Origin of the sequence: Streptomyces sp. NPDC093097 (assembly GCF_044754325.1) — a bacterium.
Taxonomy (GTDB): Bacteria; Actinomycetota; Actinomycetes; order Streptomycetales; family Streptomycetaceae; genus Streptomyces.
The window spans coordinates 440,156-463,929 of the sequence record NZ_JBIVOW010000001.1 but is presented as its reverse complement, the minus strand read 5'-3'; the positions used below and the strand labels follow the sequence as shown (position 1 = coordinate 463,929).

The following is a 23,774-nucleotide window of genomic DNA, read 5'->3' as shown; positions in this document are numbered from 1 at the left end:
ATAGCGTTGTCGGCGATCCCGGTGCGGACATGGATGCCGATCGGCGACCCGGAAAGACGATGTCATCTGGTACCCGTAACGGCTGGGCGCCGCGCGCGCTTCCTGCCGACCCCGTTGCCGCGGAGCGCCTGCAGGAATGGCTGCTTGCGACTGATGAACAAGGACTCGACGCGGTAGGTCTGGACTTCAGCGGCGCAGACCTGTCGGGTGGCAACTTCCGCGAGTCGTGGTTCACCGACGCGAAACTGACCAATGTGAACCTTGCGGAGGCGGACTTCTACCGCGCCGACATGCAGGGCGCCGATCTTTCAGGGGCCAATCTGGCTGGCGCCTCACTGATTCGCACCAATCTAGATGATGCGGTCCTGCGGGGCGCAAACCTAGACGCAGCCGATTTCGTAAAAGCGTCACTCTATGGGGTGGACGCTTCGGATGCAACCTTCCGCGGCGCTCGACTGATGGGCGCATCCATTCTGGACGCGAGTATCTGCGGAGCAGACCTGACGAATGCTGTAGTTCAGGAAAACTCTTTTCACGTCAGGGTTGACGATAGAACGATCCTGCACGGATTCTCGGGTTCAATTTTTGGACCAGTCGAATTCATTGGAGAGGCGGGGGGAGCTCAGGAGGTCAGCGGCGCTGATCTTGAACGTTGGATCCGGGAGAGGGGTGGAAATGTGAACGTTATCTCAAGAAAGCCCCTGAAAGGCCCTCATGCGGCTCAGGAAGACCTGCAGGAAGATGACAGCTGACGCGTACTGAGGCTTCGGCCCGCCCGGCTAGCGCCCCAGTGGTGATCGAGTACAAGAAGGGTTCCGACACCGGCGTGCTGTCGCAGGCCGTTTCCTCCCTGTCGTGGTTGGAGTCGGCGCACCACGAGGTCGAGGCGCTCGTCCGGACGGTGTTGGGGCCGGAGGCCGCCGAGTCCATCGACTGGCGTCGTCCGCGGATGGTCTGCATCGCGGCCAGCTTCTCCCCTCACGACCGTGTGGCCGTGCAGCGGCTGCCCGAGCGGATCGACTTGGTGCGCTATCGCGTCTTCGAGGGGGACCTGTTGAGTCTGCCGCTCGTGGACTCCTCGCCTGGTTCGCCGAGCGCTGCTTCGTCTCGGCAGAGCAGGGGGCGGGACGCAGCGGCCGACAGTGTGCCGACGGCTCCGGTGGTTGCCGCATCGCCGGGGCCTGGCCTCGTCCCGGACTGCCTGCGGGACCTGTACGCGGAGCTGGACGACGCTCTCACGGCGTGGGGCGAAGTCGAGGTGGCGCCCCTCCGTCACTACATCCCCTACCGGCGGTTGGTGAACGCGGCGTCGGTAATCTTTCGCCCGAAGCACGAGGTGACTCTCGTCTACCTCAGACTTGACCCGGGCGCCGTCACGCTGGAGTGCGCGCCCCATGCCTCCATGGTGAAGCCGTTCTCGTCGGTGGGGTCGTCCAGATCCCACGGGCCGTCGTGACCGTATGTGACGAGCAGCTTGCCCTCGTCACGCATCTTGTAGCCGGTGTTCAGGCAATCGACGACGTTGCGGCCGAGGCGGTCGACGGCGGCAGCCACCAGACCGTCGTACGAGCCCCGCTCGTCACGGAGCCAGGGGCCCAGCTTGGGCCGGGTCATCGGGTCGGTGGCGCCCGACACCTCCCAGTCGTCGGCCCAGCCGATGATGTGCGCCCCGACGGACGCGGCGGCCGCCAGCACGTCTTCCCACTGGCGCTCGGGAGAGGACGCGGCCGCCTTGACGCGGGAGAGCCGGCGCACCCCGAGCAGGCATTTTCCGCAACCGTCATAGGGGCGTTCGAACACGATCTGGTCCGTACCGTGCAAGGCTTCCCCGTCTCGGGCGCGAAGGGTACGGAGAAAGCGCGGCCGCCCCCAGGGCGATCTAGGTCAGCCGAGGAAGCTCAACCGGACCCGGCGGTCGGGGTTGTCCACGTTCGTATCAACCAGGCACACCGACTGCCAGGTGCCAAGTGCCAGTTCGCCACCGACGACGGGCAGCGTGGCGTGTGGCGGGACGAAGGCCGGGAGGACGTGGTCGCGGCCGTGGCCGGGGGTTCCGTGTTTGTGGCGCCAGCGGTCGTCCGCCGGGAGGAGATCGCGGAGGGCCGCCAACAGGTCGTCGTCGCTCCCCGCTCCGGTCTCCAGGATCGCCACGCCCATGGTGGCGTGCGGCGCGAAGACGTTGAGCAGGCCGTCCCGTCCGTGGGCGGCGTCCCGTAGGAAGGAGGCGCACTCGCGGGTCAGGTCGTGGACCGTCTCCCGGGAGCCGGTCCTGACGTCGATTTCTCGTGTTGTGAAGTTCTGGGACATGAGGTGATCTTCTCAGAGGGGGGTCAGTACACGCGGACGGGCGGCCGGTGCAGGGGCCCCGCCGGCGGGTGGCGGGGCTCTCCCCGGTCATCGCTCCCGCGCCATCGCCAGGGCGCGAGCTTCACTCGGCCTTCGAGGCATTCACACAATCAAGTAGCTTGATTCCAGGGCAACTTGGCTGGGGTCGGCGTTACGCTGAGAGCGCCAACCCTCCAGTTGGGCAGGGCAGTTACGGGGGAAACAAGAGGCGGCCGGGGTGGTACCCCGGGGACATCCAGGCCGTCCAGTCGGGGCTCCACCCTTCAGGAGTGGAGTGGTGGGGCCCCGGCTACCCCCTCCACAGGCGGGGCCGCTGCCCGGCCCCGGACGGACGGGTCTGATCAACCCGGAAGTCCAAGCCCTGCAACTGGAGGTACGGCACATGGCTACAAAGGAGGAGCGGCCACTCACGGCCGAACCGGCCCCTCGCCTCACCATCGCTGTTACGGCGAGGGTCCTGGTGGCGGTGCTCTTCGACCACCACTAGCCGGAGTAGCGAAACCTGGAGGCAGGGCTCGTTTCCCTGCCTCCAGGATCACCCTCGGGGCGAGCGCGGCGCGTTCCCTCACGCGTTCGGCGGGGTGCCGGGCCTCCGCAGTTCACGGCGGCCACAGCAGTTGTCCGTGCTCCGGGCGGCGAACATGCAGGTGCGGCAGGCATTTCGCCGGATTCCGAGGAGAGTTGCTCGTCGCGCCAGTGGAGGGTCCGGGCCCTAAGGCACGCCGGGAACACCTCCGCGCGTGCGTGACGCGTCGGCTCGTCACCCCCGACGTGGGAGGGGGCGCCGGCTGCGAGGGATGCCGTCGAGGCGACGGCGAGAACGTCGAGGGAAGTCACGGACGCCACGGACGCTGCGGACGCCACGGACGCCACGGACGCCACGGACGCCACGGCAGCCGCGGAAGTTACTGCGCTTGTTGCTTTGCCATGGATGTCCCTCTGTTGGGAGAGGCGCAGGTCGTTAGTCGCACCTACGTACCGGAGTTGTCGTCGTGCGGCGCGCGGGGCTCGCCGTTGGCAGGCGCGCCTACCACACCCTTTTGTCACGATGCGTTAGCAATGTGCACGAAATGTGATCCCGTCTGCTCCTGGGTGACGTATGCCCCGAGGGAGCCAGGCGGGTCGTCTCGTGGATTGGGAGAGGTAGTCGATGACTGTCGAGACGCGTCCGTCGGAAGCCGTGGAAGCGCCGGAACAAGCACAGGAGCAGCTCAGCCTCAGTACAGCGGCGGCGCGGAATCTCGCGACGACCACCAAGTCCGAGCCCCAGATGCAGGGGATCAGCTCGCGGTGGCTGTTGCGGATGCTGCCGTGGGTCAACGTGCCGGGCGGCGCGTACCGGGTGAACCGGCGGCTGTCGTTCACGGTCGGGGACGGGAAGGTGTCGTTCGAGAAGAACGGGTCCAAGGTCCGGGTCATCCCGCAGGAGCTGGCCGAACTGCCCCTGCTGCGGGGGTTCGACGACTGCACGGCGTTGGGGGCGCTGGCCGACAAGTTCGTGCAGAAGGAGTTCGACCCGGGCCAGGTCATCGTGCAGGGCGGCAAGAAGGCCGATCAGGTCTATCTGATCGTGCACGGCAAGGTGGACAAGGTCAGGCCCGCGAAGTACGAGGGCGAGGACGTCGTAGGCCGGCTGTCGGACGGTGACAGCTTCGGCGGCAACGTGCTGGCGGGGGCGAACGGCAAATGGGACTTCACCGCCCGTGCGGCGACCGGGACGACGATCCTGACGCTGCCGCACAGCGCGTACAAGGCGGTTGCCGGCCAGTACGAGGCACTGCGGTCGCACGTCCACCAGCGCAGCGCCGACGCGGAGAAGCCGACCAACAAGGCCGGTGAGGCGGCGATCGAGTTCCTGTCCAGTCACGACGGCGAGCCGATCCTGCCGACGACGTTCGCGGACTACGAACTCAACCCGCGTGAGTACGAGTTGAGTGTGGCGCAGACGGTGCTGAAGGTGCACAGCCGGGTCGCCGACCTCTACAACCAGCCGATGAACCAGACGCAGCAGCAGTTGCGGCTCACCATCGAGGCGTTGCGCGAGCGCCAGGAGAAGGAGCTGGTCAACAACCCCGACTTCGGGCTGCTCAACAACACCGACTTCGACCAGCGCATCCCGACCCACTCCGGCCCGCCCACCCCGGACGACCTCGACGACCTGCTGAGCATGCGGCGCGGGACCCGGTACCTCTTCGCCCACCCGCGCGCCATCGCCGCCTTCGGCAAGCAGTGCAACAAGCGGGGGATCTCGCTGAGCAGCGTCGACGTCGACGGCCACCACATCCCCGCCTGGCGGGGCGTGCCGATCCTGCCGTGCGGCAAGATCCCGATCTCGGAGCACCAGACCTCGTCCATCATCGCCATGCGTACCGGCGAGGACAACGAAGGCGTCATCGGCCTCCACCAGACCGGCCTGCCCGACGAGGTCGAGCCCGGGCTCAACGTGCGGTTCATGGGGATCGACGAGAAGGCGATCATCTCCTACCTCGTCAGCACCTACTACTCCGCCGCCGTCCTCGTGCCTGATGCGATCGGCATGTTGGAGAACGTCGAGGTGCGACAGCGTGACTGAGCTCCCGGTCCGGCGAGTAGAGGAGGGCTGAGGCGGTGTCGTTGCTGTCCCATGTGTTCGCTGGTCCCGCCACCCCCGAGGTGGCGGGCCTGGTGGGCGTCCTGCTGTCCGATCCGGTACGTCCCGGGAGTCGGGGTCCGGCCGCCCTGCCGGCGGAGCCGACGGCCGAGCGGCCCGCTCCCCCGGCGCTGCGGGCCGCGGCGTGGCGTCCCGGTGGCCCGACGGGCCTGGGCACGTCAGCCGCCAGGGCTCTCCTTCCGCCGCCCGCAGCCGACGGCCGGTCCGCGCCCGCGCCTGCGCCTGCGGGCGCGCCCCGCGCCGGTGACCCGATTCCGGGCCTGCACTGCCCGCCCGCGGTGCCGGCCGATCCGGCGAAGGTCGCCGAGGTGGACCGGCGGCTCGAAGCCTGGGCCCATGAGCTGGCCCTGTTCCCCCCTGAGTGGGCGGGGGACTTCGCCGGGTTCCAGGTCGGCCGGGCGGTGGTCCTCCAGCACCCCGGCGCCGCCGAGCTGGAGCGCCTGGTCGTCGCGGGCAAACTGCTGGTCGCGGAGAACGTCGTCGACGACTGCTACTGCGAGGACTACGGCGGGTCCCCCATCGGCTTGGGCGGCCGGCTCGTCATCGCGCAGAGCGCACTGGACCCGCTGCACACCGCGGACGGCTACCAGCAGCAGTGGCGCGAGGGACTGGGCGCGGACGCTCCGCTGCGGTCCTACGCCGAGGCGATGCGTGCCTACCGGGACATGGCGACTCCCAGCCAGGCAACGCGGTTCGTCCACGACATGGCGCGGCTGCACCTGGGGTACCTCGCCGAGGGTGCCTGGGCGCAGATCGGGACCACTCCGCCGGTGTGGCAGTACCTGGTGATGCGGCAGTTCAACAACTTCCGGCCCTGTCTGTCGATCGTGGACGCGGTGGACGGCTACGAGCTGCCCGAGCCGCTGTACTCCCGCCCCGAGGTCCAGCGCGTCACGGCGCTGGCCTGCAACGCCACCACGCTCGTCAACGACCTGTACTCCTTCACCAAGGAGATGGCCGTCGACGAGCACCATCTCAACCTCCCGGTGGTGATCGCCGCCGAGGAGCGCCGGGGCCTGAAGAACGCCTATCTGAAGGCCGTCGACATCCACAACGAGATCATGCACGCCTTCGAGGACGAATCCGCCGTCCTGGCCGCCGAGGACCCGGTCCTGGCCCGCTACACCACCGGCCTGGCTGCCTGGGTCGCCGGCAACCATGAATGGCACCACACCAACACCTACCGCTACTCCCTGCCCAACTACTGGTGAGAGAGGGAAACCCCATGACCATGGCAACAGAGCGACCCGGCGCGGCCGCAGCCCCGACCGTCAGCGCCTACCAGGCATCGGTGGCCGACTACTGGAACCGCGAGCAGAACCCCGTCAACCTCCGGCTCGGCGAGATCGACGGCTTCTACCATCACCACTACGGCATCGGCGACGTCGACTGGTCGGTCCTGGAGGGCCCGGAGGGCACCCGCGACGAGCGCATCACCGCCGAACTGCACCGCCTGGAGTGCGCCCAGGCCGGCTTCCTGGCCGACCACCTCGGCTCCGTCTCCCCCGACGACCGCCTCCTGGACTCCGGTTGCGGCCGGGGCGGGGGGAGCCTGGTCGCCAACAAGCGGTTCGACTGCCAGGTGGACGGGATCTCCATCTCCGAGACCCAGGTGGCGTTCGCCGCCGCGCAGGCCAAGAAGCATGGCGTGCACGACAAGGTGCGCTTCCACCTGAAGAACATGCTCGACACCGGCTTCGCGCCCGGCTCGTTCCGCGCCATCTGGAACAACGAGTCCACGATGTACGTCGACCTGTCGCTGCTGTTCGCCGAGTACGCCCGCCTCCTGGCGTCCGGCGGCCGGTACGTCACCATCACCGGCTGCTACAACGACAGATACGGGCTGCCCTCCCGCGAGGTCTCCACCATCAACGCCCACTACATCTGCGACATCCACCCCCGCTCCGCCTACTTCCGGGAGATGGCGAACAACCGGCTGGTGCCGATCTCCGTGGTGGACCTCACCGCGGCGACCATTCCGTACTGGGAACTGCGCGCCAAGTCCTCCCTGGCCACCGGCATCGAGGACGCGTTCCTGACCGCGTACAAGAACGGCAGCTTCCAGTACCTGCTGATCGCTGCCGATCGGATCTGATCCCGTCGACCGCTTGCGGGGCGCATCCCGGACGTGCGTAGGCGTTCGGCAGCGCCCCTGACGACGGGCCCCGCACCTCGGCTCCCGATGAGGAGTCCGCGTCCGGCCGCCACCCGGACGCACCCGGGCCGTCCGGCGACGGCCCCGACGGACGCGCACCGGCCGCGCTCTCTCCCCCGCAGTCCGGCCGATCGCCGGCGGAGCCCCCGCGGGGGCCGACGGCCGGGCTCCGGAACCGGCCGTGGGGGCGCGCAACGGCCGGTCAATGCTGCGGAAACAAAGGTCCAGCAGGCGAGACGGGGGTTTGACCCCTCTTCGCGGACGGGGCTACGTTCGTCGGCATGTTGACGTCAGCCCTGCTCACCACGCGCGGTCATATCGACCTGCTGCGGGTGGCCTCCGCCGCGTGTTGTCGCCGCGGCCGCCGCTGCTGACGTTCGTTCCGTTCCACGTCTGCCTGCTGCGGTTCACGCCAGGCTTTTCGCCGGGCTTTTGGCCGGGTCTTTCGTTGGGTTTCCTCCCTTGTGTGCTGGGCGCGTCGGCGCCGGACACGTGATGTCTGCGCGGTGACGCGGCGTCGCGGTGCGGTGCGGCGTGGCCCGGTGCCCCTGTGACTGTGTGGGGTTGTTGTCGATGAGCGGTGAGCAGGTCGCCGTGGCCGGGCGGGTTCCGGTCGGGGTGCCGGGGGCGGTGTCCGGGGCCGTCGAGTTGTCCCGGGTGGTGCCGGTGTCGGGGCGGCGGTGGGCGGTGCCGCGGTGGATGCGGCGGGCCGCGGGGCCGGTCGGACTGGTCGTGCTGTGGCAGGCGTTGAGCTCCGGCGGGGTGCTGCCGGCGGACATGTTGGCGTCGCCGGCGGCCATCGCCCGGACGGCCGGCGGGCTGATCGCGGACGGGACGCTGCCGTCGGCGATGGGGGTCTCCCTCCAACGGGTCGTCGTGGGGCTGCTGTTGGGCGGTTTCGCGGGGATCGCGCTGGCGCTGGTGTCGGGGCTGTCCCGGTTGGGTGAGGACCTGGTCGACGCGACGGTGCAGATGCTGCGGTCGATTCCCTGGGTGGGGGTGATTCCGCTCTTCATCATCTGGTTGGGGATCGGGGAGGCCCCGAAGATCGCGCTGATCGCGGTCGGGGTGGCGTTCCATCTGTATCTGAACGTGTACGCCGGAATCCGGGGCGTGGACGCGCAGTTGGTGGAGGCCGGGTCCTCGCTCGGGCTGGGGCGGTGGGGGCTGATCCGGCATGTGGTGCTGCCCGGGGCACTGCCTGGCGCGATGACCGGGTTGCGGTACTCCCTGGCGACCGCCTGGCTGGCGCTGGTCTTCGGGGAGCAGGTGAACGCCGATGACGGGCTGGGCTTCCTGATGAACCAGGCACGGGAGTTCTTCCGCACCGACGTGATCGTGGTGTGTCTGGTGGTCTACGCGGTCCTCGGGCTGCTCGCCGATTTCCTTGTCCGAACCCTCGAAAGGCTGTTGTTGCAGTGGCGACCGACGTTCATGGGGCAGTGAAGTCCGGTTCCCGTCCCGAGGGTGCGGGATCGCGCGGTGCGGCGGGTGGTCCGGCCGGGGCCGCGGAGGCCAGCGGTGCCGCCGGGGCCCCCTCCGGGGCGTCGTCCGGTGGTGGGGTCGCGGTACGGGTCGAGGGACTGGTGCGGGAGTTCGAGGGGCGGCGGGTCATCGATGAGCTGCAACTGGAGGTCGGGGCGGGCGAGTTCGTGGCGCTGCTCGGGCGCAGCGGGTGCGGGAAGTCGACGCTGCTGCGGGTGCTGGCCGGGCTCGACCGGGAGATCGAGGGCGAGGTGCTGGTTCCGCGGCGCAGGGCGGTCGCGTTCCAGGCACCGCGACTGATGCCGTGGAAGCGGGTCTGGCGGAACGTGCTGCTGGGACTGGATCGCAAGCCCCAACGGACCGATGCGATACGGGCGTTGGAGGAGGTCGGGCTCGGCCATCGGGCGGATGCCTGGCCCAAGACGCTGTCCGGGGGCGAGGCGCAGCGCGCGTCGCTGGCGCGGGCGCTGGTGCGCGACCCCGATCTGCTGCTGCTCGACGAGCCGTTCGGGGCGCTGGACGCGCTGACCCGGATACGGGCGCAGCGGCTGGTGGCGCAGCTGTGGCGGGAGCGGGGCTGCGCGGTGCTGCTGGTCACGCATGACGTGGAGGAGGCGCTGCTGCTGGCCGATCGGGTGGTGGTGATGGAGGAGGGGCGGATCGCCTACGAGACGGCTGTGGAGTTGCCCCGACCGCGGGAGGTGACCGACCCGCGGTGCGCGGAACTGCGCGCCCGGCTGCTCGGCCGGCTGGGCGTGGCGGATGCGGATGCGGATGCGGACGGAGGAGGGGGCGCGGACGGCGGGGCGGGCTTCTCGCCGGCGGCGGACGCGGACGGGAGGCGGGAGACGGCCGCCGTCTGAGGCCGCAGGAACGCCCGACAGCAGCGCCCCCGTGGGCGCCATAGCGGCAGCGCAGACCCCGTAGGCGCAGCACGACAGCACACCCGCCGTAGGCATGGAACGGCAGAACGGAACACAACTGATGAGACCTGCACGCAGAACCGGTCGGGCGACGGAGCGCCGCCGACTCGCCCTCGCGCTGGCGGCGCTGCCGCTGGTGTCGTTGCTGAGCGCCTGCGGAGGCGGCGCGCGCGCCGACGGCGCCGGCGGCGGCGGGGTGGGCGGCCGCACCGACGGCAAGGGGGCGGTGACGCTCGACGTCGGGGACCAGAAGGGCGGTTCGGAGGCGATGCTGCGGGCGGCGGGCGAGCTGAAAGACCTGCCGTACCGGATCAGGTGGTCGACCTTCACCTCCGGTCCGCCGCTGCTGGAGGCGGTCAACGCCGGGGCGGTGGACGTCGGCGCGGTCGGCAACACCCCGCCGGTCTTCGCCGGCGCCGCGCATTCGAAGATCAAGGTGATCGCCGCGACCCACAGCCGGTCGGACAGTGAGGCGATCCTGGTGCGGAGGGATTCACCGCTGACCTCCCCGGAGCAGCTGAAGGGGAAGTCGATCGCGGTGGCGCAGGGCAGCTCCGCGCACTACGAGGTCATCGCCTCGCTGAAGAAGGCGGGGCTGTCCCCGAAGGACGTCACGCTCACCTACCTCCAACCGGCGGACGCGCTGGCCGCGTTCAGCCGGGGGAAGGTCGATGCCTGGGCGGTGTGGGACCCGTGCACCTCGCAGGCGCTGGACCAGGCGGACGCCCGCGTCCTGACGACCGGGCAGGGCCTGGTGAACGGGCTGGGCTTCCAGGTCGCGGCACCGGCCGCGCTGGCCGACCGGGGGAAGGCGGCGGCGCTGAAGGACTACACGGCACGGCTGCGGCGGGCCCAGGACTGGGTGTTCCGGCACCCGGCGGTCTGGGCGAAGGCGTGGTCCAAGGCGACCGGGCTGCCGGAGAAGGCGGCGCTGGAAGCGGTCCGGCGCACCCGGGGGACGGCGGTGCCGGTCGCCGTGGACAAGGGCGCCGTCGCCTCCGAGCAGCGGATCGTGGACGCCTTCGCGCAGTTGAGGCTGATACCGCGCGCATTCGACTTCGGGGAGTTGGTCGATCCCCGGTTCAACGGCGGGCTGCCGCCTTCGGGTACGGCACCGCGTAGCTATGGAAAGGCCCAGTGATATGTCCGTACACCTGCATTGGTTCCTGCCGACCGGCGGCGACGGGCGGACGCTCGTCGACCGGCACGCCTACACCGACGGCGGCGTCCGGCGGGACCGGATCACCCCGTTGAGCGGGGTCCGCGCGCCCGACGTGGAGTATCTGGCCCAAATCGCCAAGGCCGCCGAGCAGTTGGGGTTCGAGGCGGTGCTCACGCCGACCGGGACGTGGTGCGAGGACGCCTGGCTGACGACGATGGCGCTGTCGCAGGTCACCGAGCGGCTGAAGTTCCTGGTGGCGTTCCGGCCGGGGGTGATCTCGCCGGTGCTGGCCGCGCAGATGGCGGCCACCTTCCAGCGGGTCTCGCGGGGGCGGCTGCTGCTGAACGTGGTGACGGGCGGGGACGCCACCGAGCAGCGGCGGTTCGGGGACCATCTGGACCACGATCAGCGGTACGCCAGGACGGACGAGTTCCTCCAGGTCGTCCGCGGGGTGTGGGGCGGGGAGCCGTTCGACTTCCACGGGGAGCACTACCGGGTCGAGGGCGGGCTGACGGCGCTGCCGCCGGACCCGCTGCCGGAGGTGTTCTTCGGGGGTTCCTCCCCGGCGGCCGGGCCGGTGGCCGCGCGGAACGTCGATGTCTATCTGACCTGGGGCGAGCCGCCGGAGCAGGTGCGGCAGAAGGTCGACTGGATCCGCGGGCTGGCGGAGCGGGAGGGGCGGACGGTCCGGTTCGGGATCCGGCTGCACACGATCGCACGGGACTCCTCCAAGGAGGCGTGGGCGACCGCGAACCGGTTGCTGGACGACCTCGATCCGGACACCGTCGCCGCGGCCCAACAGGCCCTGGGCAAGAGCGAGTCGGTGGGGCAGCAGCGGATGCTGGCGCTGCACGGCGGCTCGCGCGACAAGCTGGAGGTCTCGCCGAACCTCTGGGCGGGGGTGGGGCTGGTGCGCGGCGGTGCCGGCACCGCGCTGGTCGGCAGCCACGCCGAGGTGGCGGACCGGATCGAGGAGTACCACGCGCTGGGCATCGAGCACTTCGTGCTGTCCGGGTACCCGCACCTGGAGGAGGCGTACTGGTTCGGGGAGGGGGTCCGGCCGGAGCTGGCCGCGCGCGGGCTGCTGGACGCCGGGCCGTCGCCGCTGGCCGGGGTGCCGGCGGCGAACGGGCGGCCGGCGTCGGCCCCCGGCGGTGCGCCGCTGCTGGTGGCGGGCGGCCGCTGACCGGAACCGGCGCGGGCGGCGGGCGCGCGGTGCGGCACCGTCCGGGGCACGTCGTCCGCCCGCCGCAAGGGAACGTCGTCTGACGCGCGTGCGGTACCACGGGCGCCGCTCCTCCCCGTCCCGGGAGGAGCGGCGCCTTCCGTGTGCCCGGCGGTCAACGGACGTGCCAGGCACGTGACTTGACGGGGGACCGGCTACCGCTCCAGCGGCTTGCGTGCGGTCTCCGGCAGCACCAGGTAGACGACGAAGGACACCAGGCAGAGCGCCGCGACGTACCAGGGGAAGAGGTCGGCATGGCCGGCCTGCTTGAACCACGTGCCGATGTAGGGGGCGGTGCCGCCGAAGAGGGCGACGGTCAGGGAGTACGGGAAACCGATGCCGGCGGCGCGCACCCGGGCCGGGAAGAGCTCGGCGTTCACCACGGCGGCGATCGAGGTGTAGCCGGTGAGCAGCACCATGCCGGCGCACTGCACCAGCAGCAGGGAGAAGAACGCGTCGGTGACCAGGTGGAGCAGCGGAACCGCCGTCACCGCGAAGCCCAACGCGAAGGTGAGCAGCAGCGGTTTGCGTCCGACGCGGTCCGAGAGCAGGCCGCCGAGCGGTTGCAGCAGGGCGAAGAAGGCCAGCGACAGGGTGCTGACGATGAGCGCGTCCCCCTTGTCGAAACCGGCGTTGACCTGCGCGTAGGTGGGCAGGTAGCTGGTCCAGGTGTAGTAGGCCAGGGTGCTGCCGGCGGTGATGCCGCAGATGAGGAGCGACTGCCGGGGGTAGCGGCGCAGGGCCTCGAAGAGGCCGGGGCGGGCGGCCGGTTCCCCGTCCCGGGCGAGGTCGAGGGTCTCCTGGGCGCCGCGGCGGATCCACAGGCCGATCAGGCTCAGCAGGGCACCGACCAGGAACGCGATCCGCCAGCCCCACCGGCCCATCTGGTCCTCGGTGAGCGCGGCGGCGAGCAGGGCCCCGATGCCGGAGGCGAGCAGTTGGCCGAGGGTGGTGGAGACGTACATGAAGCTGGAGAACAGGCCGCGCCGGCCCGGCCCGGCGGACTCGACCAGGAAGATGGAGGAGGCGGCGAACTCACCGCCGACCGAAACACCCTGCACCAGGCGGGCGATGACCAGCACGACCGGGGCGAGGAGCCCGGTGCTCGCGTAGGTGGGGGTGAGCGCGACCAGCAGGCTGCCGGCGCCCATCATGAGGATGGTGACGGTCAGTGCGGCGCGCCGGCCGCGCCGGTCGGCGACCGCGCCCATCAGGAGGCCGCCGATCGGGCGCATGAAGAAGCCGACGGCGAAGACCGCGAAGGTGGACAGCAGCGGGACCAGGGAGTTGCCGGCCCCCTTGGGGAAGACCTGGTCGGCGAAGTAGACGGCCAGGAAGGAGTAGGCGTACCAGTCGTACCACTCCACGGCGTTGCCTATGGAGGCGGCGGCCAACTGCCGTACGCGGGAGGGTGGGCGGGCATCGCCGGGCGCCTGGCTCTCGGCTACGGGCTGTGTGTTCGACATGGTTGGTGAAGCTCCCCGGTCCTTCGTCTGAGCCTGCCGCTGGGGCAGGGTGACCCGACACGTGATCATGTACCGACAAGGCGGCCGACCGCCAGGGGTGTGGTGGTGACCTGTGCAACGGCGGTGGCGAGGGCGCGGAGGGTGACCCTGGCGGTGGTACGCACCCGGTGCGTACCAGTCGCGGGTGTCTGGGTGGCCCGTGCGCCGGTCGGCAGACTCCTAGGGCGCTTCTGACGGATCTCCGCGGCGTCGCGGCGTCTGGCACGCGCGCTCGCGGCGTTGCCGGGATGTCTCCATAGCTCCGCTATGAAGACATCCCGGCGCCTTGCGATCGCACGCACCAGACGCCGCGACTTCCTCCACGGAGATCCGTCAGAAGCGCCCTAGCCATCGCCACCGAGCGCAGGACCGAGAGGCAGGCAGCATCCCATGAGCGTCGACCACAACTCCCTGAATTGGCAGGCCGGTTGGGCCACCTCCGTACAGGCCCCGAGCAGCGGGTTCCACGAGAACTGGGCCGAGGAGGGGTTCGCGGACCAGACCGTGCGGCAGACCGTGCGGGTCACCGGAGCGGGGACCTGGGCCCGGATCAGGCTCTCCAACCGCTACGGCACCGCGCCGCTGGAGGTGTCCGGCGCGAGCCTGGCCCGGGCCGGCGCCGGGGCCGCGGTGGCGGCCGGTTCGACCCGGCGGCTGGCCTTCGGCGGGCGGGAGTCGGTGCGGATACCGGCGGGCGGCGAGGTCCACAGCGACCCCGTCGAACTGACCGTGGCGGCGCTGCAGTCGCTCACCGTCTCGCTGTACTACGCCCGGCCGACCGGTCCGGCGACCTTCCACGCGCAGGCGTGGGCCACCGCGTACCGGGCGGCCGGCGAGCAGTTGGGCGAGGTGGACCCGGCGGTGTTCGGGGAGACCTCGGTGTCGTGGTACCACCTGGCCGCGGTCGAGCTGGCGGACGGCGGAGCGGCGCGGCGGGACGCGGTGGTGCTCTTCGGCGACTCGCTCACCGACGGCTTCGGCTCGACCGTCGACGGCGACCGGCGCTACTCGGACGCGCTGGCCGAGCGCCTGGCCGCGCAGGGCCGTCCGCTGCGGGTCCTCAACGCGGGCATCGGCGGCAATCTGCTGCTGCACGACTCGGCGTGGTTCGGGGAGCGGGCCGGGGCGCGCTTCGACCGGGACGTGCTGGCGCAGCCGGGCGTGCGGACGGTGGTGGTCCTGGTGGGGCTGAACGACATCGGGTTCAGCGAGGTCGACCTGCCGACGTACAAGCCCGCCCCGGACCTCTCGGCGGAGCAACTGATCGCGGGTTACCGGGAGTTGATCGACCGGGCGCATGCGGTCGGGGTGCGGGTCGTCGGGGGGACGATCCTGCCGTTCAAGGGGGCGGAGTACCACTCGCCGGCCGCGGAGGCGAAGCGGCGGGCGGTCAACGAGTGGATCCGGACGGCGGGGGCGTTCGACGCGGTGGCGGACTTCGCGGCGGCGCTGGCCGATCCGGCCGACCCGGACGCGCTGCGGCCCGCGTACGACTGCGGGGACCGCAAGCACCCGGGGGACGCGGGGTACCGGGCGATGGCGCAGGCGGTCGATCCGGCCGTGCTCTGACGCCGGCCGCGGCGGGCCGGCGCCGGTGACCGGGGCGGGCGGGCCCCGGTCACACCAGCACGGGCGGGGTGTCGTGGTCGTCACCGGCGCCGGCCGTCGTCCGGTGGGCGTCGCGGCGGACCAGGGCGGCGTAGCGGCCGTCGGCGGCCAACAGCTCGTCGTGGGTGCCGCGTTCGGCGACCCGGCCGCCGTCCAGGACGACGATCTGGTCGGCGTCGCGGACCGTGGAGAGGCGGTGCGCGATGGTGACGGTGGTGCGTCCTGCGGAGAGCGCGTCGACGGCCTTCTGGACGGCGTGCTCGGTGCGGGTGTCCAGGGCGCTGGTGGCCTCGTCGAGGACGAGCACCGGCGGGTCGCGCAGGATGGTGCGGGCGAGGGCCAGGCGCTGCTTCTCGCCGCCGGAGAAGCGGTAGCCGCGTTCGCCGACGACGGTGTCGTAGCCGTCGGGGAGGGCCGCGATGTGGTCGTGGATCTGGGCGGTCCGGGCGGCGCGCTCGATCTCCTCGTCGGTGGCGTCGGGCTTGGCGAAGCGGAGGTTGTCGGCGACCGAGGCGTGGAAGAGGTAGGTCTCCTGGGAGACCACGCCGACCGCCCGGGCGAGGGTGTCGAAGTCCAGGTCGCGCACGTCGGTGCCGTCGAGGGTGACCCGGCCGCCGGTGACGTCGTACAGGCGCGGGACGAGGTAGCTGAGGGTGGTCTTGCCGCTGCCGGTGGGGCCGACGACGGCGAGGCTGCTGCCGGCCGGGACGGTCAGGTCGACGCCGTCGAGGGTGGGGGCGGCCTCCGGGTCGTAGCCGAAGGTGACGTCCTCGAAGCGGAGCTCGCCGCGCGGGGCGGGCAGGTGGACCGGTGCGGCCGGTTCGGTGATCGCGACCGGCAGGTCGAGGTACTCGAAGATGCGCTGGAAGAGCGCGAGCGAGGTCTGCATGTCGACACCGGTGGACAGCAGGGAGACGGCGGGGCGCAGCAGGCCCTGCTGGAGGGTGACGAAGGCGACCAGGGTGCCGAGGGAGAAGGACGGTCCGCCGAACTGGAGGACCATGCCGGCCGCCCAGTAGATGAGCGCGGGCATGGCGGCCATGACGATGCCGATGGTGGCCATCCGCCAGCGGCCGGCCATGTTGGCGCGGACCTCCAGGCCGACCAGGCGCTCGGACTCGGCGGCGAAGTCCTTGGTGAGGGAGTCGGCGCGGCCCATGGTGCGGCCGAGCAGCACCCCGCTGACCGAGAGCGACTCGGTGACCATCGCGGACATCGCGGCCATCTGCTTCTGCCGCTGCGTGGTGATCTTCTTGCGCTCGTTGCCGACCCGGCGGCTGACCCAGACGAAGACCGGGAGCAGCAGCAGCGAGACGAGCGTCAGCCGCCAGTCGAGGGCGACCATGGCGACGACGGTGGCGGTGACCGAGGTGAGGTTGGAGACCAGGGAGGTGGCGGTGGAGGTGACGGTCGCCTGCATCCCGCCGATGTCGTTGGCGATCCGGGACTGGACCTCGCCGGTGCGGGTGCGGGTGAAGAACGCAAGCGGCATCCGCTGGAGCTTGGCGTAGACGGCGGTGCGCAGGTCGTGCATGACGCGCTGGCCGACGGTGGTGGAGATCAGGGTCTGCAGGACGCCGAAGACGCTGGTGGTGACGGCGGTGGCGATCATGCCGAGCGCGAGCAGGGTCAGCAGGCCGGTGCGCCGGCCGGGTATGGCGACGTCCAGGATCTCGCGGAGGAGGAACGGGGAGGCCACCGAGACCAGGGAGGACGCGGCGACGAGCAGGCCGACCACGGCGAGGCGGCCGCGGTAGGGGCGGAAGAGCGCGAGGATCCGCCGCAGCTGGACCGGGGCGTCGGGGTCCTTGGGCGGCGGGGTCCAGTTCGGTGCCGGTGCTTCGGGACGCATGGGCTCCTACGAAGGGACGGGGGCAGGGATTTTTCCGAGCTTAGCTCATTGTTACCTAGACTCACAATGAATCTTGTCCTGTACCCTGGGGGCATGCCCTCCCCCGAGCCGTCGGTCAGCACCAACGTCGCCGAGCAGCTGGTGCGGCTGACCCGCCGGATGCAGCGCGCCCAGAAGCGCCACATGGCCCACCTGGAGCCCGCGTTCACCCCCGCGCAGTCCCGCCTGCTGCGGATCGTCGGCCACTGCCGCGACACCCCGCCCCGGATGGCCGACCTGGCCGAGCGCCTGGAGGTGGTGCCCCGGGCGGTGACGACGCTGGTGGACGCACTGGAGGCGAACGGCACGGTGCGCCGGGTGCCCGATCCGACCAACCGCCGGGTGGTCCGGATCGAGCTGACCGACACCGGCCGGTCCGCGCTGCGGGCGTTGCGCGGCGCCCGCCGGGCCGCCGCGGAGGAGATCCTGGCTCCACTGACCGCCGACCAGCGCGCGGAGTTCGGCGGCCTGCTGTCCACCCTCGTCGACGGACCGGGCGAAAAACCGCACCGACCGCACCGCCCGGCCTGACGCACCGTCAACTGGAGGCGACCGTGCCCCTGCTGGAGCCCACGCCCGAAGCCCTGCGGCCCACCGCGAACCGCCCCGCACCGGACCGGGTGCCACCGCGGCTGGCGGGCGGCACCCCCGAGCCGATGCGCGGCGACCTGATCACCCTGCTCGGCGCGGACAAGGTCCGGCACACCGTCTCCGACCTGGTCCGCTACGCCTCCGACGCCAGCCCCTACCGCTTCCTCCCGCAGGTCGTGGTGGTCGCCGAGACCGCCGACGACATCGCCAAGGTCTTCTCCTACGCCCGCGCGCACGGCCGCCATGTGGTCTTCCGGGCCGCCGGCACCTCCCTCAACGGCCAGGCGCAGGGCGAGGACATCCTGGTGGACGTCCGCCGGCACTGGGCCGGCATCGAGGTGCTCGACGACGGCGCCCGGGCCCGGATCCGGCCCGGCACCACCGTCCTGCGGGCCAACGCCGCACTCGCCCGCCACGGCCGGCTGCTCGGCCCCGACCCGGCCAGCGCGATCGCCTGCACGGTCGGCGGTGTGGTCGCCAACAACGCCTCCGGCATGACCGCCGGCACCACCCGCAACTCCTACCGCACGCTCGCCTCGCTCACCTTCGTGCTGCCCTCCGGCACCGTCGTCGACACCGGCCGCCCGGACGCCGACGCCCACCTGGCCCGGGCCGAACCGGTGCTCTGCACCGAGCTGCTGGCCCTCAAGGCGGAGATCGAGGCGGACCCGGAGCTGGTCGCCCGGATCCGCGCCAAGTACGCGATCAAGAACACCAACGGTTACCGCCTGGACGCCTTCCTCGACGGACGGACACCGGCGGAGATCCTGCGCGGCCTGATGGTCGGCTCCGAGGGCACCCTGGGCTTCATCGCCGAGACCGTCTTCACCACCGTGCCGCTGGACCGGCACACCTCCACCGCGCTGCTGTTCTTCCCCACCCTGGCGGCCGCCGCCCGCGCCGTCCCGCGTTTCACCGAGGCCGGCGCCCGGGCCGTGGAGCTGATGGACGGCAACACCCTGCGCGCGTCGGTCAGCGTGGCCGGGGTCCCCGCTGACTGGGCGGAGCTGCCCCGGCAGACCGCCGCGCTGCTGGTGGAGTTCCGGGCGCCGGACGAGGCCGCCCAGCGGGCGCAGGAGGAGGCCGCGGCCCAGGTGTTGGCGGAGCTGGAACTGGTCGCCCCGGTGCCCTCGGTCAGCAACGCCTTCACCCGGGACGCGGCCACCATCGCCGGCTACTGGAAGGCCCGCAAGGCGTTCGTCACCGCCGTCGGCGGCTCCCGGCCGTCCGGTACGACGCTGATCACCGAGGACTTCGCGGTCCCGCCGGCCCGGCTCGCCGACGCCTGCACCGCGCTGCTGGAGCTCCAGGCCCGGCACGGCTTCGACGCGGCGGTCGCCGGCCACGCCGCCCACGGCAACCTGCACTTCCTGCTCGCCTTCGACGCCGCCGACGTGGCCGACGTGGCCCGCTACGCCGCCTTCATGGACGACTTCTGCCGGCTGGCCGTCGAGCGCTTCGACGGCTCGCTGAAGGCGGAGCACGCCACGGGACGGAACATCGCACCGTTCCTGGAGCTCGAATGGGGGCCGCGGGCAACGGAGTTGATGTGGCGGATCAAGGAGACCGTGGACCCCCGCGGCATCCTCGCCCCGCGCGTCCTGCTCGACCGCGACCCGCGCGCGCACCTGCGCGGGCTGAAGACGATCCCGCAGGTCGAGGCGGTCGCCGACCCGTGCATCGAGTGCGGCTTCTGCGAACCGACCTGCCCCAGCGAGGACCTGACCACCACCCCCCGCCAACGGATCGTGCTGCGCCGCGAGATGCTGCGCCAGCCGGCCCGCTCCGCGGTCAGCAACGCGCTGCTGGACGCCTACGGCTACGAGGCGGTGGACACCTGCGCCGGCGACTCCACCTGCAAGCTGGCCTGCCCGGTCGGCATCGACACCGGCGCGCTGATGAGGGTCTTCCGGCACCGGCGGCACTCCCCGCGCGAGGAGCGGATCGCCGAGCGCACCGCCCGGCACTTCGCGGCGGTCGAACGGGCCGCCCGGCTGGCGGTGGCCACCGCGCACCGGCTCGACGACCGGCGGCTGGCGTCGCTGACCGGCGCCGCCCGCAAGGCCGTCCGGCCCGACCTGGTGCCCCAGTGGCTGCCGCAGATCCCCGGCGCCGCGGCCCGCCGGCTGCCCGCGACCCGCCGGGCGGACGCGGCCGCCGTGTACTACCCGGCCTGTGTGAACCGGATCTTCGGCGAACCGGCCGGCCACCGCGGGCCCTCGCTCCCCGAGGCCGTGGTGGCGCTCGCCCGGCGGGCCGACCGCCCGGTGTGGATCCCGCCGGACGTCACCGGCACCTGCTGCGCCACCATCTGGCACTCCAAGGGCTACGAGCGGGGCAACCGCCTGATGGCCAACCGCATCGTCGAGGCGGCCTGGGGCTGGACCGCCGGCGGCCGGCTCCCGCTGATCGTCGACGCGTCCTCCTGCGCCCTCGGCATGGACTGCGAAGTGGTGCCCTACCTCACGCCGTTCAACCGCTCGCTGCACGCCGAGCTGACCGTCGTCGACTCCGTGGTCTGGGCCGCGGAGCTCCTCCCCCGCCTGGACGTCCGGCGCACCCTGGGCTCCGCCGTCCTCCATCCCACCTGCTCCATGCAGCACCTGGGGGACGAGGAGCAGCTGCGCCGGGTCGCCGAGGCGTGCGCCGACGAGGTGGTGGTCCCCGACGACGCGGGCTGCTGCGCGTTCGCCGGCGACCGCGGCATGCTCCACCCGGAACTGACCGAGTCGGCCACCGCGAGGGAGGCGGCGGAGGTCACCGCCCGCCCCTTCGACGCCCATCTCTCGGCGAACCGCATGTGCGAGATCGGCATGGACCACGCCACCGGGGGCCGGGGCTACCGCTCGGCCCTCCTGGCACTGGAGTGGGCGACGCGCCCCGGCAACGCGCCCGGCCCGTCCGGTACTTGAGGACGGCGGGCGCGTCGCCCACGGGGCCGCGTCAGCGGGTGATGTGCAGGGCCACGGCGCTGTGGGCGGGCACGGTGAACTGCGCCTGCCCGTCCGCGCCCACGGTCACCGTGTGCCCGTCGCAGGACGCCGGGTCGGCGGCGACCACGTCGCAGTACGTCCCGGCCGGCAGCGAGGTGGCGAACGTCCGGTTCACCTCGCCGTCCCCGGCGTTGAGGGCCACGAAGCCCGCGGAGCCGCGCCCGAAGGCGATCGCGTCGCCGCCGTTGTCCCACCAGTTCGTCAGCTCCGCCGACCCCACCGCGTTGCGGAACCCCACCATCCCGGTGATCTCCCGTTCGGCGTGCTCGCCGGTCCAGTCGGAGCTGCCCGAGGGCGGCGGGCCGGCGTCCTTGTCGGTCCAGGCGTAGCCGGAGTAGACGTTCGGCGAACCGTACGGGGAGGCGAGCATGAAGACGTTGGCGAGGGTGTAGGCCGCGCCGTCCTTGTAGGTGAGGGTGGAGCCGTTCCGCTCGGTGTCCCAGTTGTCGACGAAGGTGCGGGCCCGGTCGCTGCCGAGCTTGCCGTCGGCGACGGACCTGAGCTGGGCGAGGTTGCCGCTCTGGAGGGCGCTCTTGAGGTGGGTGCCGTAGCGGAACTCGTCGACGTCGCCGGTGCCGGTGTACTCGTCGGGCCGGACGGCCTCGCCGTCGCCGTAGATGACCTCCTGCACCCAGTAGCCCGGGTCCTTCATCTTGCCCTTGATGGCGGCGAGGTCGGCGGCGGCGATGTGCTTGGCGGCGTCGATCCGGAAGCCGTCCGCGCCCAACGACCGCAGATCGTCGAGGTACTTGGCGAGGGTGGTGCGGACGTAGTCGCTGCCGGTGTCGAGGTCGGCGAGGCCGACCAGTTCGCAGTTCTGGACGTCGTCGCGGTTGGTGTAGTCGGAGATGGGCTTGCGGCAGGTGTGGAAGTCCCAGTCCTGGTAGTAGCCGGGGTAGGTGTACTTGGTGTACTGGGTGCCGCCGGTGCCGGTGCCCGAGCCGGCCGACATGTGGTTGATGACGGCGTCGGCGATGACCTTGACGCCCGCCGCGTGGCAGGCGCCGGCCATCGAGGCGAACGCGTCGCGGTCCCCGAGCCGACCGGCGATCTTGTAGCTGACCGGCTGGTAGGAGGTCCACCACTGGTCGCCCTGGATGTGCTCGGAGGCGGGCGAGACCTCGACGTAGCCGTAGCCGGCCGGGCCCAGTTGGCCGGTACAGGCCCGGGCGACGTCCGCGTACTTCCACTCGAAGAGGGTGGCGGTGACGGTCCGGTCGCCCGGTGGGGTGGCCTGCGAGGGCCAGGGGGCCAGGGCGGCGAGGCCGACCGTGGTGAGCATTCCGGCCAGCGCCCCGCCCAGCACACGGGAGCGGCGGCGCACCGTGCCGCGCCCGCGTCGCTGCCCGGTGCGGCTCCTTCGTCGTTGCATTGTTGCGGCTCCTTCGTCATGGGGCACGGGGACCGTGCCCACAAGAGCAGCCACGCGCCAGGCCGCCGTGGGGGATTTCCGCACCGGAGCCTGCCGTTTCGTGCGTGGACACGTCAAGACTTTCGGCAAGGCTTTTCAGGCTCTTGCGAAAGACACTGACGGCAGCGGACCGGCCAGCGCGGCCCCGCTGCGACAACCGGGTAAAAAAGAGTCCACATACGCGCAACAAGAATCCAATGGGCCCTCTTGTGCCCCAGGCCGCCCAACCGCCAGGGTCCTCAGCGAGGTTCACGACTGTCCCGCGTTCGATCCGCTCCCTTGGAGGACCGATGCACGAGGCACATCAGCAGAACCAGGAGCCCGACGAGGCCGGCCCCAGCCGCCGTTCGGTCCTGTGGACCGCCGGCGCGGCCGGCGCCGCCGGGCTGGGACTCGCCGCGCTGGGCACCGGCCCGGCGGCCGCGGCCGCGCCCGGAGCGGCCGGCTCCGCCGCGGCCGCGACCACGCCCAGACCCCAGGGCAAGACCATGATCGGGGTACCGTTCGAACGGCGCAGCACGGTGCGCGTCGGCATCATCGGCCTCGGCAACCGGGGCGGCAGCATGATCGACCTCTTCCTGGCGGTCCCCCACGTCCAAGTGGTGGCGGTCTGCGACCCGGTGAAGGAGAAGGCCGCCCAGGCCGCGGCGAAGGTCACCAAGGCCGGACAGCCCGCCCCGGCCGTCTACACCAACGGCGACCACGACTTCGAAAACCTCTGCAAGCGCTCCGACATCGACTTCGTCTACGCCGCCACGCCCTGGGACCTGCACTTCGAGATGGCGAAGACCGCCCTGCTCAACGGCAAGCACGTGGGCACCGAATGCCCACTGGCGCTGCGCATGGACCAGCTCTGGGAACTGGTCGACCTCTCCGAACGCACCCGCAGGCACTGCCTCCAACTGGAGAACTGCTGCTACGGCAGAAACGAGATGCGGGTGCTGCGGATGGCGCACGCCGGCCTCTTCGGGGATCTGCTGCACGGCGCCGGCGCGTACATCCACGACCTGCGCGGCCTGATGTTCGACCCCACGTACTACGAGGGCCCCTGGCGCCGCCTGTGGCACACCCGGCTGCGCGGCGACCTCTACCCCACCCACGGCTTCGGGCCGGTCGCCAACTACATGGACGTCAACCGCGGCGACCGGGTGGTGCGGATCTCCAGCTTCGGCACGCCCGCGCTGGGCCTGGCCGCGTACCGCAAGGAGCACATGCCGGCCGGCGACCCCAGCTGGAAGGAGTCGTACGTCGAGAGCGACCGGACGATCAGCCTGCTCCAGACGGCCAAGGGCCGGGTGATCCGGCTGGAGCACGACGTCTCCACCCCGCACCCGTACAGCCGGATCAACAGCCTCGGCGGCACCCGGGGGCTCTTCGAGGACTACCCGGAGCGGATCTACCTGGAGGGCGACCAGAGCAACGACGAGTGGGGCGACTTCGGCCGGTACGCCGACTGGGACCACTGGCTGTGGAAGGAGCACGCCAACCCGCCCGGCGGCCACGGCGGCATGGACTACATGCTGGTCTTCCGGCTGACCCAGTGCCTGCGGCTGGGCCTGGTACCGGACTTCGACGTCTATGACGCGGCGACCTGGTCCGCGCCGGTGCCGCTGAGCGACCGCTCGCTGAAGGCGCAGGGCACCCCGCAGGAGATCCCGGACTTCACCCGGGGGCTGTGGCGGAAGGCGCGCCCCGGGATGGACTCGGCGAAGCCGGCCGAGTAACGGGGGCGCGGTCCCCCGGCGCGCTTCCGGGGTCCGGCGGCCGGCCGTCCGCCACCGGACCCCGGGAGGCGCTGCCCGCCCCTCCCGGAGCGCGGCCCGGCCGCG

19 protein-coding genes are annotated in these 23,774 nt (G+C 71.6%); 14 read left to right on the top strand and 5 right to left on the bottom strand.

The window, feature by feature from the left end; translation table 11 throughout:
- Positions 1 to 29 precede the first annotated feature (29 nt).
- Both ACIQE0_RS01900 and ACIQE0_RS01895 read left to right on the top strand, forming a co-directional pair.
- Entirely contained in the window at positions 30 to 752 is a 723-nt protein-coding gene (locus tag ACIQE0_RS01900; protein ID WP_402328345.1) for a pentapeptide repeat-containing protein, read from the top strand.
- 41 nt (positions 753 to 793) lie between these two features.
- Positions 794 to 1,456 (top strand): hypothetical protein, encoded by a 663-nt coding sequence (locus ACIQE0_RS01895; protein WP_402328343.1) that lies wholly within the window; start codon positions 794 to 796, stop codon positions 1,454 to 1,456.
- On the opposite strand, the gene ACIQE0_RS01890 is transcribed toward ACIQE0_RS01895, so the two are convergent.
- Together ACIQE0_RS01890 and ACIQE0_RS01885 are read right to left on the bottom strand one after the other, a co-directional pair.
- Positions 1,348 to 1,800: a recombinase family protein gene (locus ACIQE0_RS01890; RefSeq protein ID WP_402328341.1), complete on the bottom strand. Its 453-nt coding sequence runs from the start codon at positions 1,798 to 1,800 to the stop codon at positions 1,348 to 1,350. The genes ACIQE0_RS01895 and ACIQE0_RS01890 overlap by 109 nt on opposite strands.
- Positions 1,801 to 1,884: 84 nt before the next feature.
- Complete coding sequence (locus ACIQE0_RS01885; protein ID WP_402328339.1) at positions 1,885 to 2,307, bottom strand: YjbQ family protein; 423 nt, start codon at positions 2,305 to 2,307, stop codon at positions 1,885 to 1,887.
- 1,189 nt (positions 2,308 to 3,496) lie between these two features.
- Here ACIQE0_RS01885 and ACIQE0_RS01880 point away from each other — a divergent pair.
- The 8 genes from ACIQE0_RS01880 (at position 3,497) to ACIQE0_RS01845 (ending at position 11,907) form a co-directional block, all read left to right on the top strand.
- Entirely contained in the window at positions 3,497 to 4,918 is a 1,422-nt protein-coding gene (locus ACIQE0_RS01880) for a family 2B encapsulin nanocompartment shell protein (protein ID WP_402328337.1), read from the top strand.
- Between the two features lie 227 nt (positions 4,919 to 5,145).
- Entirely contained in the window at positions 5,146 to 6,207 is a 1,062-nt protein-coding gene (locus ACIQE0_RS01875; protein WP_402328635.1) for a family 2 encapsulin nanocompartment cargo protein terpene cyclase, read from the top strand.
- Between the two features lie 14 nt (positions 6,208 to 6,221).
- Positions 6,222 to 7,091 (top strand): geranyl diphosphate 2-C-methyltransferase, encoded by an 870-nt coding sequence (locus tag ACIQE0_RS01870; protein ID WP_402328335.1) that lies wholly within the window; start codon positions 6,222 to 6,224, stop codon positions 7,089 to 7,091.
- Between the two features lie 341 nt (positions 7,092 to 7,432).
- The gene (locus tag ACIQE0_RS01865) at positions 7,433 to 7,525 is read left to right on the top strand and encodes a putative leader peptide (protein WP_366330240.1); all 93 of its coding nucleotides are present in this window, start codon (positions 7,433 to 7,435) and stop codon (positions 7,523 to 7,525) included.
- 325 nt (positions 7,526 to 7,850) lie between these two features.
- Positions 7,851 to 8,597, top strand: coding sequence for an ABC transporter permease (locus ACIQE0_RS01860; protein ID WP_402328633.1), 747 nt, complete (start codon positions 7,851 to 7,853; stop codon positions 8,595 to 8,597).
- Positions 8,570 to 9,499 (top strand): ABC transporter ATP-binding protein, encoded by a 930-nt coding sequence (locus tag ACIQE0_RS01855; protein ID WP_402328331.1) that lies wholly within the window; start codon positions 8,570 to 8,572, stop codon positions 9,497 to 9,499. Before ACIQE0_RS01860 ends, ACIQE0_RS01855 begins: the two co-directional genes overlap by 28 nt.
- 121 nt (positions 9,500 to 9,620) lie before the next feature.
- The gene (locus ACIQE0_RS01850; protein WP_402328328.1) at positions 9,621 to 10,700 is read left to right on the top strand and encodes an ABC transporter substrate-binding protein; all 1,080 of its coding nucleotides are present in this window, start codon (positions 9,621 to 9,623) and stop codon (positions 10,698 to 10,700) included.
- A 1-nt stretch (position 10,701) separates the two neighbouring features.
- Positions 10,702 to 11,907: an LLM class flavin-dependent oxidoreductase gene (locus tag ACIQE0_RS01845; RefSeq protein ID WP_402328325.1), complete on the top strand. Its 1,206-nt coding sequence runs from the start codon at positions 10,702 to 10,704 to the stop codon at positions 11,905 to 11,907.
- A gap of 194 nt (positions 11,908 to 12,101) precedes the next feature.
- On the opposite strand, the gene ACIQE0_RS01840 is transcribed toward ACIQE0_RS01845, so the two are convergent.
- The gene (locus tag ACIQE0_RS01840; protein WP_402328322.1) at positions 12,102 to 13,412 is read right to left on the bottom strand and encodes an MFS transporter; all 1,311 of its coding nucleotides are present in this window, start codon (positions 13,410 to 13,412) and stop codon (positions 12,102 to 12,104) included.
- A 429-nt stretch (positions 13,413 to 13,841) separates the two neighbouring features.
- On the opposite strand from ACIQE0_RS01840, the gene ACIQE0_RS01835 reads away from it, so the two are divergent.
- Positions 13,842 to 15,020 carry an SGNH/GDSL hydrolase family protein gene (locus tag ACIQE0_RS01835; protein ID WP_402328320.1) on the top strand — a complete coding sequence of 393 codons (1,179 nt, stop codon included), beginning with the start codon at positions 13,842 to 13,844 and terminating at the stop codon, positions 15,018 to 15,020.
- Between the two features lie 49 nt (positions 15,021 to 15,069).
- On the opposite strand, the gene ACIQE0_RS01830 is transcribed toward ACIQE0_RS01835, so the two are convergent.
- Positions 15,070 to 16,911, bottom strand: a complete 1,842-nt coding sequence (locus ACIQE0_RS01830; protein WP_402328317.1) for an ABC transporter ATP-binding protein — start codon at positions 16,909 to 16,911, stop codon at positions 15,070 to 15,072.
- Between the two features lie 93 nt (positions 16,912 to 17,004).
- On the opposite strand from ACIQE0_RS01830, the gene ACIQE0_RS01825 reads away from it, so the two are divergent.
- Entirely contained in the window at positions 17,005 to 17,481 is a 477-nt protein-coding gene (locus ACIQE0_RS01825) for a MarR family transcriptional regulator (protein WP_366330247.1), read from the top strand.
- 23 nt (positions 17,482 to 17,504) lie between these two features.
- Positions 17,505 to 20,453 (top strand): FAD-binding and (Fe-S)-binding domain-containing protein, encoded by a 2,949-nt coding sequence (locus tag ACIQE0_RS01820; protein ID WP_402328314.1) that lies wholly within the window; start codon positions 17,505 to 17,507, stop codon positions 20,451 to 20,453.
- Positions 20,454 to 20,484: 31 nt separating this feature from the next.
- Here the strand turns inward: ACIQE0_RS01820 and ACIQE0_RS01815 are convergent, their stop codons facing one another.
- A complete protein-coding gene (locus tag ACIQE0_RS01815) occupies positions 20,485 to 21,906 on the bottom strand; it encodes an alpha-amylase family protein (protein WP_402328312.1) in 1,422 nt (473 codons plus the stop codon).
- Between the two features lie 329 nt (positions 21,907 to 22,235).
- Between ACIQE0_RS01815 and ACIQE0_RS01810 the strand changes: the two genes are divergently transcribed.
- The gene (locus ACIQE0_RS01810; protein WP_402328309.1) at positions 22,236 to 23,669 is read left to right on the top strand and encodes a Gfo/Idh/MocA family protein; all 1,434 of its coding nucleotides are present in this window, start codon (positions 22,236 to 22,238) and stop codon (positions 23,667 to 23,669) included.
- Positions 23,670 to 23,774 lie beyond the last annotated feature (105 nt).